13 protein-coding genes are annotated in these 18,333 nt (G+C 45.9%); 4 read left to right on the top strand and 9 right to left on the bottom strand.

The features are described from left to right. Positions 1–249 precede the first annotated feature (249 nt). Together AC3A8L_RS03450 and AC3A8L_RS03445 are read left to right on the top strand one after the other, a co-directional pair. Positions 250–699, top strand: a complete 450-nt coding sequence (locus tag AC3A8L_RS03450; protein WP_487960832.1) for an N-acetyltransferase family protein — start codon at positions 250–252, stop codon at positions 697–699. A 194-nt stretch (positions 700–893) separates the two neighbouring features. Then, positions 894–1,088 carry a hypothetical protein gene (locus tag AC3A8L_RS03445; RefSeq protein ID WP_487960831.1) on the top strand — a complete coding sequence of 65 codons (195 nt, stop codon included), beginning with the start codon at positions 894–896 and terminating at the stop codon, positions 1,086–1,088. Positions 1,089–1,206: 118 nt separating this feature from the next. Here AC3A8L_RS03445 and AC3A8L_RS03440 read toward each other — a convergent pair whose 3' ends face one another. From AC3A8L_RS03440 to AC3A8L_RS03400, 9 genes are all read right to left on the bottom strand, one after another. Next, the gene (locus tag AC3A8L_RS03440) at positions 1,207–1,743 is read right to left on the bottom strand and encodes a hypothetical protein (RefSeq protein ID WP_487960830.1); all 537 of its coding nucleotides are present in this window, start codon (positions 1,741–1,743) and stop codon (positions 1,207–1,209) included. 8 nt (positions 1,744–1,751) lie between these two features. Then, entirely contained in the window at positions 1,752–3,605 is a 1,854-nt protein-coding gene (locus tag AC3A8L_RS03435; protein WP_487960829.1) for a DUF885 domain-containing protein, read from the bottom strand. A 77-nt stretch (positions 3,606–3,682) separates the two neighbouring features. Then, the gene (locus AC3A8L_RS03430; RefSeq protein WP_487960828.1) at positions 3,683–4,981 is read right to left on the bottom strand and encodes an ATP-binding protein; all 1,299 of its coding nucleotides are present in this window, start codon (positions 4,979–4,981) and stop codon (positions 3,683–3,685) included. Next, complete coding sequence (locus AC3A8L_RS03425) at positions 4,981–5,667, bottom strand: response regulator transcription factor (protein ID WP_487960827.1); 687 nt, start codon at positions 5,665–5,667, stop codon at positions 4,981–4,983. The genes AC3A8L_RS03430 and AC3A8L_RS03425 overlap by 1 nt, the downstream gene beginning before the upstream one ends. Before the next feature lie 9 nt (positions 5,668–5,676). After that, complete coding sequence (locus tag AC3A8L_RS03420) at positions 5,677–6,057, bottom strand: DUF3019 domain-containing protein (RefSeq protein WP_487960826.1); 381 nt, start codon at positions 6,055–6,057, stop codon at positions 5,677–5,679. A gap of 13 nt (positions 6,058–6,070) precedes the next feature. After that, positions 6,071–6,916 (bottom strand): MipA/OmpV family protein, encoded by an 846-nt coding sequence (locus tag AC3A8L_RS03415; protein WP_487960825.1) that lies wholly within the window; start codon positions 6,914–6,916, stop codon positions 6,071–6,073. Positions 6,917–7,074: 158 nt separating this feature from the next. Beyond that, positions 7,075–7,296: a penicillin-binding protein gene (locus AC3A8L_RS03410; RefSeq protein WP_487960824.1), complete on the bottom strand. Its 222-nt coding sequence runs from the start codon at positions 7,294–7,296 to the stop codon at positions 7,075–7,077. A gap of 52 nt (positions 7,297–7,348) precedes the next feature. Continuing rightward, positions 7,349–8,245 (bottom strand): DMT family transporter, encoded by an 897-nt coding sequence (locus AC3A8L_RS03405; RefSeq protein WP_487960823.1) that lies wholly within the window; start codon positions 8,243–8,245, stop codon positions 7,349–7,351. Positions 8,246–8,598: 353 nt separating this feature from the next. Next, positions 8,599–10,101 (bottom strand): S41 family peptidase, encoded by a 1,503-nt coding sequence (locus tag AC3A8L_RS03400; protein WP_487960822.1) that lies wholly within the window; start codon positions 10,099–10,101, stop codon positions 8,599–8,601. A gap of 260 nt (positions 10,102–10,361) precedes the next feature. Here AC3A8L_RS03400 and AC3A8L_RS03395 point away from each other — a divergent pair, with 260 nt between their 5' ends. Together AC3A8L_RS03395 and pbpC are read left to right on the top strand one after the other, a co-directional pair. Beyond that, positions 10,362–15,326, top strand: coding sequence for an alpha-2-macroglobulin family protein (locus AC3A8L_RS03395; protein ID WP_487960821.1), 4,965 nt, complete (start codon positions 10,362–10,364; stop codon positions 15,324–15,326). Positions 15,327–15,335: 9 nt separating this feature from the next. Beyond that, on the top strand, positions 15,336–17,708 hold the full coding sequence (pbpC, locus tag AC3A8L_RS03390; RefSeq protein ID WP_487960820.1) for a penicillin-binding protein 1C: 2,373 nt from the start codon (positions 15,336–15,338) through the stop codon (positions 17,706–17,708). Positions 17,709–18,333 lie beyond the last annotated feature (625 nt).

Here is an 18,333-nt window from a genome sequence, read left to right as displayed (position 1 = left end):
GGCAATTTCTGCGCCACTGCAATTTGTCGATGCACCAGTCAATACGATTCTCTATTAAAGCTATAAAATTCGCATACATGGCTGATCGGTATCGCCATACTTTTAAGCCCCACTCTAAAAACAGCTATAGTCCTGAAGCCTTGACGACCTTAAGGCTGGGGGGTAGATTGCTGAGCATCAATAATAATGCGCCTCCCCTAGATACTGTATAGCGATGATCGGGCTGCAAAATGTTAAGAGTAATCGGCAATGATACTGCGTAGTATTCAAGAAAAAGATATCGAGGCGTGCGCCGCTTTATATGCCCAAGTCTTTTCATCCGAGCCCTGGGATGAGAAGTGGAGCGAAGGAGCGGCACGTGAAAGGCTTTTACACTTTTATTACTCCAAAGGTTTTTGTGGCGTATTAGCTGAGCAAGAAGGTGTTATTAGTTTTGCTTTGGGCAATATTGAGCCCTTTTATTCAGGCTCAATATTTTATCTACGTGAAATGTGTAGAAATACAAATATGCCGAAAGCTGGGGTGGGTTATAAAGTTCTCGCCGCATTAGAGCGTGAGCTATTGGCTCAAGACGTACAGGACGTTTATTTAATAACGGATAGAGCCATTCCTGCTTCGGATTTTTATCAAAAGAATGGTTTTAATCACAGTGATCAAATGGGTTTCTATGCAAAGCATATTCAGGCCAAAGAAGATTGAGCCATCGACCGTATATTTATGATACTTTAATATTACATCGCTCCTAAAGTTATCGCGATAATTGGACTGCGAATTAAGCTGGCGCCAAATATCACCTTGCTCACCATCGATAAAATCAATACCTTGTGGGTTCTTCGGTTGCTTGCGCTGGTGCGCTCTATGCGCCGTGTTGTCGGTGCCTTAGGCCGGCCCTTATGTTAACTGCTTTACCTATTGTGGAAACCTTTTCATATATCGGGCCTTGTTTTCTTCCTATTATTGTAAGTGCAATGCAAACCGTCAGGGAGCAAGAGCGCCAAGCGGCAATGGATGCCGCAAGTGTAATCAACAATGAACTTCACGAGGAATTTAAGTTGTTGCGCCAAGAGGTGCGAGAGTTAAAGCCGTGACTAAAGGACAACAAATAACCGCTAAAAGCCACTGTATTAGATTTTTTCATTTAGGATTCGCTGTTTTTGTAAATGGCTAACACCTTTGTGGTGGCGATACATATCAGTGAGTCACTGTTTAGTATTGAAGTGACTCGCTGATTATCTGGTGGTGCTCGAGAGCATTTTTAAGATTTCTAAGTTCGACTAAAGCTTCTAGCTCAAATTGCGCATATAGCTCAGGATCAGAAGCTTTCACCTCTTGATATAATGAAATATTTTTGTTTTGGAGGTGAGTCCAATACTCATCTTCACTAATTTCAGAATAGCTAACCTCAGCGCTTTTGATGTAATGAGTCATTAATTTTTTCCCCATGCTCTCGGTCGAACGGTCCCACACTGTCCCCAAAGTTAACTTGCTCTCCCAGCGATTCAAGTAGCGCGCATAAGATCTAACGGAGGTTGATATTTGTTGGCTGTATTGTTCCTTGCAGCTTTCCAGTGTCAGCTCTAAAGGATAACCGTAGCGCTTTTTCTCGAGAGCATATATGGCAGGCGAAGCATAATAGATGCTAGCATTCGCCCACATTTTTTCAGTGCCAAGCTTAAATCCTAAAATGGAACCTATCGCTAAAAATATGAGTGCTGTTAGTGCTATCAAGATAAAATTTCTCATGGCTTACCTTATTGTATCTTTGTCGTTATCCATAATTCAATCTGTTGTTCCAGTACATCCAACGGTAAAGCTCCATCTTTCAGCACCGCATCGTGGAATTCGCGAATATCAAACTTATCACCCATTTGCACTTTTGCATTTTCACGCAGCTCCAGTATTTTAAGCATTCCTATTTTATAGGCTGTAGCTTGTGAAGGCATGACGAGGTAACGTTCTACCGCTCGTTCTATATCGTTAAGTGGATTAGGCGTATTGTGTTGTAAGTAGTCGATGCTTTGCTGGCGAGTCCAGCGTTTAGCATGCAAACCGGTATCTACCACTAAGCGGCAAGCGCGCCATAATTCCCAGCTTAATCGCCCAAAATCGGAGTAGGGGTTTTGATAGCCTCCCATTTCTTTCGCTAGATATTCAGCATATAAACCCCAGCCTTCGCTATACGCCGTGTAGCCACCAAATTTTCGGAATTTAGGTATGTCTTCTAGCTCTTGCGCGATTGCAATTTGCATATGGTGGCCGGGTACCGCTTCGTGATAGGCCAAGGCTTCCATTTGGTACCATGGCATGTTTTTTAAGCTGTACAGGTTAACGTAGTAAATTCCTGGGCGTGAGCCATCCGGTGCTGGTGATTGATAAAAGGCTTTACCAGCGGACTTCTCTCTAAATGGCTCTACCGCTTTTACTTTTAATTCGGCTTTGGGAAGTGTATTAAATGCGCTGGGTAAAGCGTCTTTCATGGCTGCGATGTGTGATTGTGTTTCTTGTAAATATTGGTTCTTTCCGGCCTCGCTTTCTTCATAGGTAAATTGTGGGCTGGTACGCATAAAGGTAAAAAATTCCTGTAAATCCCCCTTAAAGTTAACGGTGTTTTTAATCTCAGTCATTTCTTGATGAATACGCTCAACCTCGGTTAAGCCAATAGTATGTATTTTCTCGGCAGTAAGCTCTGTTGTGGTCGTGCGTTGTAATAGAAGATTATAGAAGGCTTCGCCATCTGGCATTTTCCATGCACCGCTTTCTATTGGCGCTTGTTGTTCTAATGTTTCAAGATAGGCAATTAAGTGTTGGTAGGCCGGCTTTACACTTTTAGTCAAAGCGTTGTTGGCGCGCTTTAGCAGTTTATTTTTTTGCGTTTCGCTTAAATCGGTATTATCAATTTTTTGAGTGAAGTCAGTGAGTAGTGTGCTTTTTTCAGTCGAGTCAGTAAAGGGTTGCCCAACTAGCAAGTTATTGCAATCGCGTATTACATGCTCAAACACAAATTGAGGTGGTACTACGCCAAGGTCGGCGCGCATTTTTAAATCAGCAATAAGTTGCTCAAACAATTTAGGCACACCTTGCAAGCGTGCAATATAGTTCTCTGCATCTTGTAGGTTTGTAATACGGTGTTGATTAATCAATAGTGAAGGCACATGGCTGTGGGTGCCAAACATCTGGTTAATCGGGTAGCCGTGGTAACGCCATTTATAATCATCTAGCCACTGCTGAATACCTGTTTTTTGTAGCGTATAACTCAGCGCCACTTGCGGGCTTAACTGCTGCCGGTCTATCGCGTTCAGTTGTTTTAAGTGGCCCTTATTCAGGGCTAAATAACGCTCATCCTGCTCGGGCGAAAGGTCATTCCATTTATCTTGATTCGTTTTGCGGCCAAGGTACGTTTGCGATATGGGGCTAAGGGCTACACGTTCCTCGTAAATACTTTCAAATAATATTAGCGCATTCGCATCGTGTTGGCTTTGGCTTGGGGTGTTGACTTCGCTTACCGCAGGAGTAGGGGGCGCTACCGTATTGTGCGTGCCGCATGCTGTGGCAAGGCTTGTTGTGATTATCAATGTGGCGAGGGCTCTGCACCGAGAGTTATACATTGTAGGCTCCTATCGAATAATTTCCTGAGTTGTAATTTTGGTATCACGTTTCAGGTGGAGTCTATCATTTATTGGGTTTAATGCAGAGGTAGCTTCAATATAAAACGTGCACCGCCGAGTACGGTAGAGCACTCCAATATTATTTCGGCGTTAAACCATTGCGCAGCACGCTCGCAAATAGCTAGCCCCATTCCGTGCCCCTTAGTTGCGCCGGTGCGCGACTCCGGCTGTATACCCCGCTGAAAGGGTTTAAAAATACGCGCTCTATCATTATCGTTAACACCGGGGCCATCATCTTCAACCAAAAAATAAGCATAATCCTCATTTTTATAAACAGAGATTTCAATTGATGTTTTAGTGTAATTAAGTGCGTTAATAGCAAGATTGTGAATGATCATACGTAGGTAGTGATCATCAGCGAATACACACACTACACCTTCATCTGGAATGGATAAGGCAATACTAATACCGTTGTTAGAGGTGTGCTTTAACTGCTCTATTTCACTGCTGACTAAATCTACTAAATTGATTGATTTTTTATCTAGCGTAATTTTTGCATCGTCTAGCTTGGCGTAGTTGAGTAATGTGGAAATTAACGATTCCATTTTATCGAGATCGTCATTGATGCGGTCATGATAAATAGCCCGCCTTTCTTGGTTAGGTTCCTCCATTAGGGTATCTAGGCCAAAACGTAAGCGAGCTAAGGGTGTTTTCAAATCGTGTGAAACAGCACGACTCAGTAATTTATTATCTTTAACCAATGCTTGTATTCGCCATGCCATAGTATTGAACGCAGCCTCAATATTTTTGATGTATGACATTTTGCTATCAGGCAGGCGTACAGTTAAATCTCCGCGTCCAAAATCGTTTGCCGTTTTATCGAGTAACCTTAGGCGTATAAATAGTGGAAGTAACCACATCGCAATGGCAAGAATAACTCCAATGTAAAATATAAAAGTTAAGGCTATTTTGTCGTAAGACAGTTCTTCTGGTATAGCTACTGGCGGTGTTATAACTAATATCTCATCACTTTCGAGAATAAGGCTGTAGAACTTTACACCCGCCTCAAATTCTAGAGCAATGGTTTCCCCTTGCTCAAAGCGGCCTTCAAGATTTTCAGGTAAAATCAGGCTGTCGCGATCCTCGAGCTGGGCATTAATATTTCCAGATTCATTCCATAATTCAAGTGATGCTTTATTCGCTGAATTGTGTTGAATAATTCTGGACAGTTGCTGGCTAATATTTTGGTAGGCTTTATGTTCTTCTGAAAATTCAGATTTTGGGTAACGCTCGCTGTAAATCCAGCTGATGAGAAATCCCAGGCCAATGGTGGTGGTGATCACTGTTGTAACAAGTGTGAGTGTCAGGATTCGCATTATTGTGCCGTTGTTAGCAAGTACCCTTTGCCCCAAATTGTTGTAATTGAAATTTCGGCGTGAGCCTGCCCTAGTTTTTTTCGTAAACGTGAAACACGGATGTCGATAGATCGATCGAAGCCATCATAATCAAAGCCTCTCAGCTCACTGACCAAATCGGCACGGCTAACAACTTCTTCGGCGTGAATAATCAGCAACCAAAGCACATCAAATTCATTATTTGAAATAGCGAGTTTTGTGCCTTTCATCGAAACTGACTTATGTGTTCTATCCAGGGTTAACAAACCGTAGTTCAAAGTATTTACAGTTGTTGGGGGTTTAGAGCGCCGAAGTAAAGCCTGTATTCTAGCTAGCATTGCGCGCGGGCGTACTGGTTTTGTTAAGTAATCGTCGGCGCCCAACTCCAAGCAAAGCACTTCGTCAACTTCATCACTGCATGCTGTCATCATTAAAATTGGGCAATGATAGAACTGACGAGCTTCCTTGCAAATTTCAAATCCATTTTTTCCCGGCAGCATAATATCGAGAATAACGAGGTCTGGCTTTATATCCCTAATAGTATCAATCGCGTCTGTGCCAGAGAGTAAAAGGGTGACCTGGTAATGATGACTTTCTAAGTAGTCTTTAACCCACTCTGCGAGTGATGGGTCATCCTCAACAACTAATAAATGATAAGATTTACTCATAAGTGATCACTAAAATATTCTCCAGCCTGTTGTGGCACGCCGCTTTCCCTTGTATACAGATGCGACCTCTATTTTAACGGTTGCTAGACTATTGCCTGCCTCATCACGAAGTTCAAAGGCTTGGTTTTGGTCAGATGCAAAATTGTAACGAAATGCAACGGGTGTATTTTGTGCAGTGCAGTGTAATGGCTCCTTATTTTCGAGGGCGTATAAGCACAACTTTTTATTTTCTGAATGCCATTTAAAATTTAGCTTTTGATAGCATACTTGGCCTTTATGTAACGCTACGCACTTTAAGGGTTTTACGTCGAAGACTACATCCGCTATCGAATCACCATACGTGTAGGCAAGTAAAGTAAAGGCGATGATGATTTTGAAAATACTTTCCATTTTACGTCGCCGCCTAAAAAACATAAACTATCGAGGTGCTAATTACGCCACCCACACTATCACTGTTAGTCAACGGGCTTTCTGACACGCTATCATCTATAACAAGAGCTACAATTTTGGAGCGCGACACCAAGTGCTCACTAATAGGATACGTTGCGCCGATTTCAAAAGAATAGTTAACCGTAGAGGAGGCTTGATACTCGGGAAACCTTTCAGTCGCCTCTACTGATGAAATACCCCATAAATATTCGCTATTTTTTCGTGAATACCATTGCGCGCCAGTTAAGCCATGAATATTCCAATTCCGAATTTGCCATGCTCGGCCTACAAGGAATGAGCCTTGCGCTCCAGCATTTTTTTGACTGTAATCCGACCCTAATCGTAATTGAAAAATATTATCTTTCCAGTAATAGGTTGCACGCATACCGCCATTTAGGGAAATAGTATCGCGTTTCAATAAACGAATATCACGTTCTTCTTCACTCATTCCTGGTGTTATTGTATCGCTGTCACTTGCGGCACCAGTAACATTCATGCCAATAATATCTAACCGCCAATTACCGTCTTGCCATAGTTCGTAACCTAAGTTTAGGCCGCTATAGGAATTCTGAATGGCCTCAACAAAAAAACCTTTCCAGCGATATTCCCAGCCTAACCCTAGGTCGATTCCACTGTTATCTTCTTTTTTTTCTTCTTCCGTTTGAATGCGATTGTTTTTCCAGGTATTAAGCCCTACCGATATTTCGAAAAAATTATCGCCTCCATCACCGCTTACTTCCCTGGTGATATCGCCCGCTAAACTGAATGGGCTGGTGATTAATAGAAATCCGGACAATGTAGCGCTGATAATTTTATTCATATGATGTCTCCTGTGAACTGATGTAATCATTACAGCAGGTTCAGGGGTATTAAAACGTAACAATGCTATGTCAGTCTGTAACAAGGTGTATCCATTGTTATTTCTTGGGTCAGGAGGGCCAGTATGGGGCACGGCTCCTTCGAAATTATTCGTTACCGTTAGTAAGTCGAATTAGGTGTTATATCTGAATTTATTTCACCGTAAACCTCATCGGGGTCTATATCGTTTAACAGTAAAACTTCCCTTACTGCTTCAATGTGATCGAGCACGGTTTGATGCCGATCACCATATTCATATTTAGTCACTTCAATGGCGCGCGGCATATACGTAAACGCTATTTTTAGTGCTCTTAATGCCTGACCGTCTATTTTGTCACTCATGGTAATTTCACCTTAGTTTTGAATTACAGTAATGTATCGTTTTCTAGGTTTTCTAGAGGGACTTGGCTATCCAATATCGGCGGCCAACTATAACAATGGTAATGCCTCCTAACACCAATAATGAAGCAATAATTAATCGGCTAGAGACTAGTTCATTAACAAGGAATATCCCTCCTGCGGCCGCTAATATGGGCACCAGTAATTGAATTACCGCTGCTTGTGTTACTGAGATGTCTTTTAGAATCAAATACCAAATAGAATAACCCACTGCAGATGCCGCACTACCTGACAGCGCCGCATAAATAACGCCTTGGCGAGTTAGGCTAATATCTTGAAGGGTAAAAAGGAAGAGTATTATAACGAATGGAAAAGTACGTAGAAAATTGGCGGTAGTATCGACGATGGGTTGCTTGGAGCCCCGGCCTAATAAGGTATAAATAGCCCATGCAACCCCAGATAACGCCATTAATACAAAGCCGAATAACGAGGGGGTTGTGAGATCGTCTTTCACTAAGTAGACCACACCCGCAAAGGCAATGCCTATTCCAAGCCATTCCGTGTAGTGCAACCTGTTCCCATAAAAAACGCCGATTCCTATCATGCTCAGCTGTACGATGCCAAATAAAATTAACGCGCCCGTTCCTGTGTCGAGCGATATATATGCATATGAAAAGGTAGCGGCATAGATAAATAGCATCGTACTGGCAAGCCATGCTTTAAAGGTGTTGTGTTGTTTAAGTGTTTTTAGAACATTAATACTATGGCCTTGAATTGGCACCAAGCAAATGGCTGTCAATGTGATTATGCCAGCCATTAAGCGAATAGACGTAAAGCTGGATGCATCGATTAACCCCTGCCCCAAGGCTAATCGGCAAAGCACCGAATTACCGGCAAAGGCTGCAAGTGCAAGGCAAATTAGGGTGAATAACTTAATGGGGTGAGTGGGCATATTTAACTTGCTTGTTGTTTAGTGCACAGCTTAACCGAAGTAGAGTGCAGTTGAGTTGCACATGAAGGTTACGCAGCGGATAGTCACCGTGATTATAAACCGGCTATTCAAACAACGGGGGGTAATCGGTACATTCATCCCTAATTCGCCACAATTGATTACCCTAGCTCTTAAGTGTCGCGTGCACCTTACCTGCTTTAATTTATTCTGCCTGTTGAAATGGAGTGAATGTGAAGGTTTGTGCAAAGGCGGGTTAGAACCTCCAGCCCGCTATGGTATTAATTTATAGATTATATCTTTCGAAATGCTCCAAGCTCCTGGTTGTAGCCGTATAACTTGAAGCATTTGGGTATTTACTGTTGCATTAAGTACTCTAGCGCCCTTGTTAAGGCTTCATCGTGTCCCTCTATTGAAGGGAAGGGCACATGTATATCAGCGGGAATACCTTGTCTTTCAAACCAAGTGCCATCGGGCGTGAAATACCACTCATTGGATAAACCAAAATGAATGGGGCTTGTGACGCGGCTTTCTAATATATCAGAGAGTGCACCTGCGGTGGATTCACCAATAAGTGTAGTGTTTGGGCGCTCACGCATGATTAGGGTAAAAATTTCGGCGGCACTCACGGTATTATGGCTAGTGAGCAAGGCGATTGGCCCTGTAAAATTAAGTGTATCTGCCGGTTTTATGTACACATCACGCAGCGGTGTACGGGCATTATTTAAGCGGGCTTGTTTACGGTATACGAGCGTTTCATCGGTGAAAAAATGTTTGGCAATTGCATGGCTAACCAAGTCAAAGCCCCCGTTATTTAAACGTATATCAATGACTAGACCATCCGCTTGAATAAGATCGGCCATGATGGTTTGCATCAATTGCGTCGCTAGTACAAAGTCGGTCTGCTCATCTAGCCCTTCTTCGCTAAATTCAGACATACTCGTAATGAGTAAATAACCTATATTATCTTCGGTGATGTACCATAAAAAATTATCTAAAGCCGACTCGATCGTATCGTCTTCAGCAGGTAGCATAAGAGTCGCAATCATACCGTCTATGCGCTGCTCGTAATATGCGGCGAATACTGCCTCTTGCTCTGCGGATAACGGTAGTGTTAAGGCTTCTTCCGTTAAAAATTCTTTAGTGAGTTGATCGGAAATAGTGGGTTTAGCACTAATATTATGTACGGCATCGGCGTTTTCAAAGCCTTCGCCTCGGGTATTTAAACTTACGTAAACGTGCGAATCTTCTAGTGGTTCGATTATTTCAGCGAATATCTCGAATAGCTCGGCTTCACTTTCTGCCGCTATGGCTTGAGGGTAAAATTGTTCGTAAAGCATTGCCCAATTGGTACCGCTTAATTCAAAATCAAAATAGTGTTCATTAAAATATTGCCAGAAGAATTGAAAATCGGCCTCGGGGTTAAATTGATAGCCTTCGTTACCATAGGTTGTTGATAGCCCAGTTTGGCACACGCTGGGTATTGCGGTTTTCTGCGTAAAAATGGGTCCGGGTATCAGCTCGGATGTACGAATTTCTAAATATGAGCCATCTTCGTTAAGATGGGCTATTGCTGCAACCTCCGCTGTTGTGACATTACTCATTTTCTCCGAAATTAAGCAGTAGTCCTGTGTAAATAAATAAGTGCTGATATCGTAAGCACTGCCATTCCATTTAACCTCAAATGTTCTACCGTAAGCATCGGCTTGCCAAACCCCCTGGTAAGGCTCAGCGCTTGATTGAGACGAAGCACTCGAGTTGACTACGGGACGGGTTGTTGATTTTTTAGCGTGTGAATCACTACAGCCACTTAATATGACATGGGTGAGTAGTACTGCGGTTGTCAAATAGAGCTTCATTACATAGTCCTTGAATGTTAACAGTTCAATTGAGTCTGTAAATATTACGGTGCAACAGCTGCTGTAGCTGTTGCTAGATGTATCGGAATGTATCTAACTGGATACATTTACTTTTTCGCGTATAGAAAAATCCGCCGTCAGACTACTTGCTGGCGTATTCGGTTAGCCCCATCCCTAATTCGCCACAATTGATCACCCTAGCCCTTAAATTTCGCGTTAACCTTAGCCCCTTTTAAGCCGCCTGTTGAAATGGAGCGAATATGAAGGTTTGGAAGCAGTGTTTGAGCACTTTTTGTGCGATTGGGTTGTTATGTTTTGGCCTGCTGGGTTGCCAGCCAGAAAAGGATAGCCCGCAGCCTGAGCGAACCCCCCTCGGCAATGCGCCTACACTCAATACCGAACAGCGCGCGCAGCTAAAACAGGACTATGCCGTTACGCCGTTTAAGGTGTTAAGCATCGCGGAGCTAAGCTTTGATAATGCGCCGGCCATTGCGGTGACGTTTTCCTCGCCTATTGATCCCACCTCATCATGGCGTGATTACTTGACGATTACCCAGCCAAGTAAAAATTCGCCGCCGGGTGATTGGATACTGGGGGATACCTTCACCACGGTTTACTTCCCGTTTGTGGAGGCGCAAACCCAATACACCGTGGCGGTAAAAACGGGTATTGCTAGCTTGGTTGGGCGGGCATTGCAGGCGCCGTTTAATAAAACCTTGGCCACCCGCAACAAACAACAAAGCGTTAAATTTGTGAGTTATGGCACGCAGCTTTCGCCTAGCCTTGCCGAAGGCTTAACCGTTGAAGCGGTTAATGTTGAGGCGGTGGATGTCGATTTCTTTAAAATTAGGCCGGCGCAATTGAGCAACTTTTTTGCCCGTACGATAGGCAATGGTGTTTATGAACTACAAAGCCTAAAAGACTATGGCGACCTCGCTTATAGCGCCCGCTTTGATTTAGACTTTGCCAAAAACAAACGCTTAAAAAGTGTTTTACCCATTACCGGCTTAAAGCCCTTACAAGAACCCGGCGTATACTTTGCCGTAATGCGTGAAGCCGGCAAGTACGATTACGAATACCAAACCACGTGGTTCACCTTAGGTGATATTGGCTTGCAGGTGCGCGAGTTCAAGCAGCAACTGGTTGCTTTTACCCACCATGCTATTACCACCCAACCCGCCAGCGATGTCACTATTACCCTGTTTGATGATCACGCTAAAGCGCTAGCTACAAGCAAAACAGATGCCGACGGTTTTGCGCAATTTAACGGCATCCAGCGCAATGCTAACAAGGCGCCTTATTTTGCCATTGCCCAAAGTGGTGACCATTTTAGTGTTTTAAAATTGCAAAACCCGGCGATGGACTTGTCTGAATTCCGTTTGCCTTTGCGGGCGCAAAAGCCGTTGGAATTGTTTTTATACTCGCCGCGTAACCTTTACCGCCCCGGCGAAACCGTGCTAATCAATGGTTTGCTCCGGGATAACGATGCCCGCCTAGTTGGCAACCCGCCGATTAATGCCAGCATCACCACGCCAGAGGGGCGCGTTTACCAAACTATTCAATGGACGGGCGATGCGCAGGCGTTTTACAGCCATAGCTTGCAGATACCCAACGATGCCGTGCGTGGTGAATGGCAATTGGAAGCCGTGTTGGGCAATGGTGATCGTTTTAAATACCCCTTTAATGTGGAAGACTTTTTACCCGAGCGCATGAAGCTGCAATTACAAGCGCCGGCGGGTGAACATATTGCTCATCAAAGCGACATTACCATCGCGATTCAAGGCGACTACCTTTACGGCGCACCTGCAGCCGGTAACCGTGTAGAGGCAAACGTGCAAGCCAGTGCGGCACGTAGCTTGTTTGAGCAATGGGATGGCTTTATTTTTGGCGCCGAAGATTATCGCGGTTTTAACGGTACAACCGAGCTGCCCACCACCCAGCTCGACGCCAATGGCCACGCGATTTTGGCGCTACCCAACGAATGGAAGGCTGCCACTCAGCCTTTAAAATTAGTGACACGGGTAAGCCTATTTGAAACCGGTGGCCGCCCCGTAAGCCGTGCTATTACGCAATATGTTTGGCCAAGAGAGAACCTCATTGGCATTCGCCCAACCTGGGCGCGCGACTATGCCAGCCCCAACGCACAAGCCGTATTAGAGCTTATTCAAGTGAATAAAAGTGGTGCGCAAACCGCCGCCCAGCAGCTAGATGTTTTAGTTTTACGCGAAGATAGCCAATATTATTGGGAGTGGAACAACGGCTGGCACGGCAACCAAAATACCGAAGCGACCCCGGTTTTTAACCGTGTAGTGGACTTACCTGCCAACGAGCGCACACCCATCGCGCTACCACTGGAGTACGGCCATTACCGCATGGAGGTGCGCAACAAAAACCAAGAGCTATTGGCCAGCTACCGCTTTTATGCCGGTTGGAGCTGGGATAAGCCCGCTAAAGGGGAAACCGGCCGGCCCGATAAAATCGAATTGGCTTGGGGTGCCAAGGCTTACCTTGCCGGTGCGCAAGCGCAGCTAAACTTCGAGGCGCCATACCCCGGCACGGCGTGGGTCACGGTCGAGGCAGACCAACTGCTGTGGCATACCACGGTTGAAGCGAAGGCCGGCGCAAACACGGTAACCCTTCCGGTTGGCGCAAGTTGGAACCGCCACGATATGTACGCCACCGTGAATTTACTGCGGCGCTCAGAAGCCAATAATCAGCAAAAAGCGATGCCCAAACGGGCGCTAGGGTTAATTCACCTACCGCTGGATCGCAGTGCGCAGCAGTTACAACTTAGCCTGCAAGCCCCTAAAAAAGCGTTGCCAGAAACCCAAGCGCACGCCGTTATTCAGATAAAAAATGCCCCCATCCAAAACGCCGATGAAGGGGCAATTCACCTCACGTTATCGGCTGTGGATAGCGGGGTGCTCAGCCTAAGTAACTTTAAAACCCCCAAACCCTTTGATTGGTTTTTCGAACCACGCGCATACGATACCGAGCTACGCGATACTTGGGCCTCTTTTATTGAACAACTTAGTGATGTGCGCGCCCGCCAACGCTTTGGTGGCGATGCCGATGATCAGTTAGCCCGTGGCGGCGAAGCGCCGCAAACCGATGTGCAAGTGGTGCAATTGTATTCTGGCAAAGTGATGGTCGATGCCAACGGCAATGCGGATATTCCACTAGACCTGCCTTACTTTAATGGCGAGCTGCGCTTGATGGCGGTAGCGTGGTCCAATAATCGTTTTGGCCAGCTAGAGGCCACCATGAAAGTTGCCGCGCCCTTAATTGCCGAAGTCAGCACGCCTCGTTTTTTAGCCTTGAACGATAACGCCAACGCCACCTTCGATGTACAAAACTTAACGGATATTGCGCAAACCCTTGCCATAGAAACACAAGCCAGTGAGGAATTTGGCAGTAAGCAAGTGCTTGCAAACATTACCTTACAGCCACAGCAAAAGCACACCCTACAGCTGCCGATTCAAGCGGCGCAAAGCAGTGGCGCGGGCAAGGTAAGCATCGTGGTGACACAAGCCGATGCTGATAAAACAGCAGGCCAGTCTTCATTAGAACTTAACCGCAGCTGGCGCATTGGCTTGCGCCCAGCTTACCCCGCCATTGCCATTCAAACGGACGAGGTGATTCCCGCAAACGGCCGCTTTAGTGCGCCCACCTATAACAACCCCCCGTTCGAAATACCCCAGCAACAAATGCGTTTAACCGTATCGCCGCAGCCGCCGTTGAATTTGTCTGAGCATTTAGCGCAACTCATGCAATACCCGTACGGTTGTTTAGAGCAAACCACCAGCCGGTTATGGCCTTTATTAGTGAGTACCCAAGCCGAGATGGTGCGCTATTTAGGGGCTGTGGATAACCCGCACAAAAGTGATTTGATCAACAAACGGGCCGATGTGATTAACGCGGCGGTTAGCCGTATTAGTGGTATGGAGCGCGGTGATGGCAGCTTTGGTTTATGGAACAACCAATCTAACGAAGAGCACTGGTTAACCGCTTACGCCACCGATGCCTTATTAACGGCCAAAGAGCAGGGCTACGCCGTGGACGACGCCTTACTCGCCCGCGCCCTACAGCGCTTAAAAACCTACGTAACAACACAAGGCAAATTGTGGAGCGAAGCGCAGCATTACAGCAGTTGGCCAGATCATTACCATATTGCCTACCGGGCCTACGCGGCGTTGGTGTTGGCGCGCAAACAACAAATTACCCTTGGCGAACTACGCACGCTATACGACGGCTACGCCAAAATGGCGAACACCCCGCTGCCCATCGCGCAGTTAGCCCTAGCCTTAGAGCTAACCGGTGATGTACGCCGCGCAAAAGAAGCGTGGCTTACCGCGCTAGCCGATACCCCTCGCCCGCAAGGTTACGCCGGCGATTACGGCACGCCGGTAAGGGACTTAGCCTGGATTAGTACCTTGGCGCAGCAAAGTAAGCTAGTCGAAAACCCCCTGCAGCGGTTAATAAAGTTGCGCGATGAGTTGGACGGTTATCGTTGGTTATCCACGCAAGATCGTTGGGCGCTATTTCGCTTAGGCCATACATTAGAAGCCAATGCCCTGCCGCAATGGCAGTTAGCACTCGGGGTGAATGGCGAGACCTTGGCGCCAGAAAATCACAGCAGTGGTTTTAGTACGATGTGGCAAGGCGAGCAAGTGCCCAGCGCTTTAACGGTGAATAACCCCAACAGCCAGCCGCTTTTTGCGACGCTGCAATATTCTGGTTACCCCACCGAAGCGCCCAAGCCCGTAAGCGAAGGCATTAACGTGAACCGTATTTTCTACAACATCAAAGGCGAGCCGATAACGCTGGATAACATCACCAGTGGGGACTTAATTTTAGTGCGCCTCGATATCAGCACTCAAAAGCTGCGCATACCCGATGCTCTGGTGGTGGATTTATTACCGGCGGGTTTTGAACTCGAAAATCAAAATTTAGCATCGGCCGTAAAGATGCAGGACATTCAAGTTCAAGGTAAAACAGTGGCGCAATGGTTGAGTCATTCGAACATTGTGCACGAGGAATACCGCGACGATCGCTATGTGGCCGCTATTCAGCTCGATCGCAAGGTTAGCCAAGTGTTTTATCTTGTACGTGCGGTAACGCCAGGCCGCTATACCGTACCGCCAACACTTATCGAAGATATGTACCGCCCTTGGCTGCGCGCCGTGGGTAAAAGCGAAGGCCAAGTCGAAGTGCGGGCTAAATAATTCACGCCCATGTTTTTATTCGCAAAGCATAAAAAATTGCAGCGCGCGGTGGTGTTAATAGCGCCACTACCCGCTGCATTTTTAATTTTTTGGATTTTGAATCTGTTATTTCCCCTGCCGCTGCCCAACACGCAGGGCGATTTTGCACGGCTAGTGACCGATAAAAACGCCGAGCCCTTGCGCGTATTTGCCGATGCCAACGGCGTGTGGCGGTATCCTGTAGAAATAGATGAAGTATCACCGCTTTATCTGCAAGCACTTATCAATTACGAAGACCGTTGGTTTTATTCTCACCCCGGTGTAAACCCGTTGGCCTTACTGCGGGCGTTTGGGCAGTGGCTGTATTTGGGCAAAGCGGTATCGGGTGGCTCTACTTTAACCATGCAGGTCGCGCGCTTATTAGAGCCGCACTCGCGCACGTTACACGGTAAAATCTGGCAAATGTTCCGTGCTTTACAGTTAGAGTGGCAGTTCGATAAACAACAAATATTGGGCCTTTATTTAAATTACGCGCCTTTTGGTGGGCCGATAGAGGGGGTGCAAGCCGCAAGTTTTACCTATTTCGGTAAACCGGCTTTAAGCCTAACCCATGCCGAGGCAGCACTACTGGCGGTATTACCCCAATCGCCAACCCGCTTGCGGCCAGACCGCCAGCCAGGCAAAGCGCTAGCGGCGCGTAATAAAGTGTTACATCGCTTGGCAACATTTAATGTGTGGCCCCAAAGTACCGTGCAAGAGGCCCTAGCCGAGCCGGTTGTTGCGCGCTATAACTCGTACCCCAAAATCGCGCCTTTGTTAGCGCGGCGGTTAATTAATCGTTACCCCACGTTGCAGCATATACCCACCACGCTCGATGGAAATATGCAGCGCAATATGGAACGCACGGTCAAAAACTATATTCAAACATTTCCCCAAGGGACATCAGCAGCCGTACTTATTTTAAATAACCAAGACTTAAGCGTTTTAAGTTATGTGGGCAGTGCAGATTTTGATAACAACCAGCGTTTTGGTCATGTGGATATGGTCACCGCCATTCGCTCGCCGGGTTCAACCTTAAAACCAATTTTGTACGGCTTAGCGATGGACCAAGGTTTAATACACGAACAATCTTTATTGTTGGATGTACCCAGTGAGTTTGCTCAATACAAGCCTCAAAATTTTAATCAGGGTTTTAGCGGGCCGGTATCTGTGCGCCGTGCGTTGCAGGGTTCGTTAAATGTGCCAGCGGTACAATTATTGGATGCCGTGGGGCCTAATACTTTTTATGCGCATTTACGCTCGTCAGGTATGCCGTTATACACACCCAACAATAACGCCGCGAATTTATCACTGATTTTAGGGGGTGCCGGTACTAATTTAGAAAGCCTAACGCGTACCTTCGCCGCCTTTGGCCGCGAAGGTTTAACGCGGCCAATCACGTTTTTACAACCCGATAAACTAAACCCTAAAAATAAAACGCTTCAACAGCAATGGCAAGAGCGCCGTCTTTTATCGCCAGAAGCCACATGGATTACGGCCAATATAATGGCGGGTGCCTCGCTAGACCGTTTTGCTACCAACCACAGTATTGCTAACAGTACGCTAAAAATCCCTTTTAAAACCGGCACCAGCTACGGTTATAGAGACGCATGGGTTTTAGCCGCCAGTAAAGATTTAACCCTGGGCGTTTGGGTAGGCCGCCCAGATGGAACACCACTAACCGATAACGCCGGCCGCCAAAATGCCGTGCCTTTATTACGGCGCGTATTAGGGCAATTACCACTGCAGCAACTAACGCTTAATAAAAAACCCGCGAACGTAAGCCGGCAAACCATCTGCTGGCCGCTGGGCACTTTAAAAGTTTTACAAGAACCCCATTGGTGTATGCGAGAAAAAAATGCATGGTTAATCGACCAGCAAGCCCCAGCCAATACACTAGCCGACCCATTAGATAACTATTGGACGGGCAGCCTAATAAAAACCCAATTAGATATTAACGGCGAACAAACCAATGGCCAATGCTCCCAAAGGGTTGATCATCAAAAAACATTTGCTGTATGGCCAAGTTCGTTAGAATTATGGCTACCCCAAAAATGGCGCAGGGCCAACCTATTACCGCCCTGGGCTAAACCTTGCCATAAAACTGTTGCATTGCAAAAATTAAAAATCAACGGCATTAACCCCAACAGCACACTAACCCCAAGTTATGGCGGCGCTACCCTGCCAGAAATTACAACCACGGCAACCGGTTTTAATGGAAAGTTGCACTGGTTTTTAAATGGCCAATGGCAAAGCGAAGGGCAGGTATTTGTTTTAACGGCTTTAAAGGCAGGACGGCACCGGTTGAGTGTGATTGATAGCGCAGGGCAAATGGATGAGGTTGTTTTTAGGGTAGAGAAGTGATGGGGTGGGGGGTGTTTTTTGTTGGGTTTTAGTTGATCAGAACACACAGCACTTTGATCTGTGTCGGTCCCGGTATAAACCTCTGCTAGTGTTTTTACTGAATTGTGGGTGCCTTTATTTTTTGAGAGTGCCTGTCCTGCATTATTATGGATGCCCCCGACTACTTCGTTTCAATCTAAACTCTTTATGCTTGTAAGCATACGAATATGCATAATAATTAACAAAAACGACCATGCACATAAAGACGAATAAGCCGATAAGAAGCACTGCATCCGAAAAAGTGAAATATCGCGTGAGCAAAATGGGTGTCAGTATCAATATAAATTGAATCAACCACCGCGCTAAGTTGATACCACCACAACCCACAAAGTATTGCGCCGAAGAACAATGCTCACATTTCATACTCAAGTCTGAGGGGCCTAAAATTAAAGGAACTGTAATTTTGTTAGCGCATTTGACACAATCAACAATCACAGCATTAACCCCCAGGGCTGAATAATGAGATAATACCTAAGATGATTTATTACCCCGAAAAAAGATGACCTAACCATTTTAAGGCAACTATTTATCACAACACTTCGGACAGTTTTGGCCCAATGATAAGTGTAACGCAGGCATATAGGGA

It is taken from the genome of Marinagarivorans sp., assembly GCF_982758155.1.
Note: the sequence above shows the minus strand (reverse complement) of the source record. Positions and strands in the feature narration are given on the sequence as shown.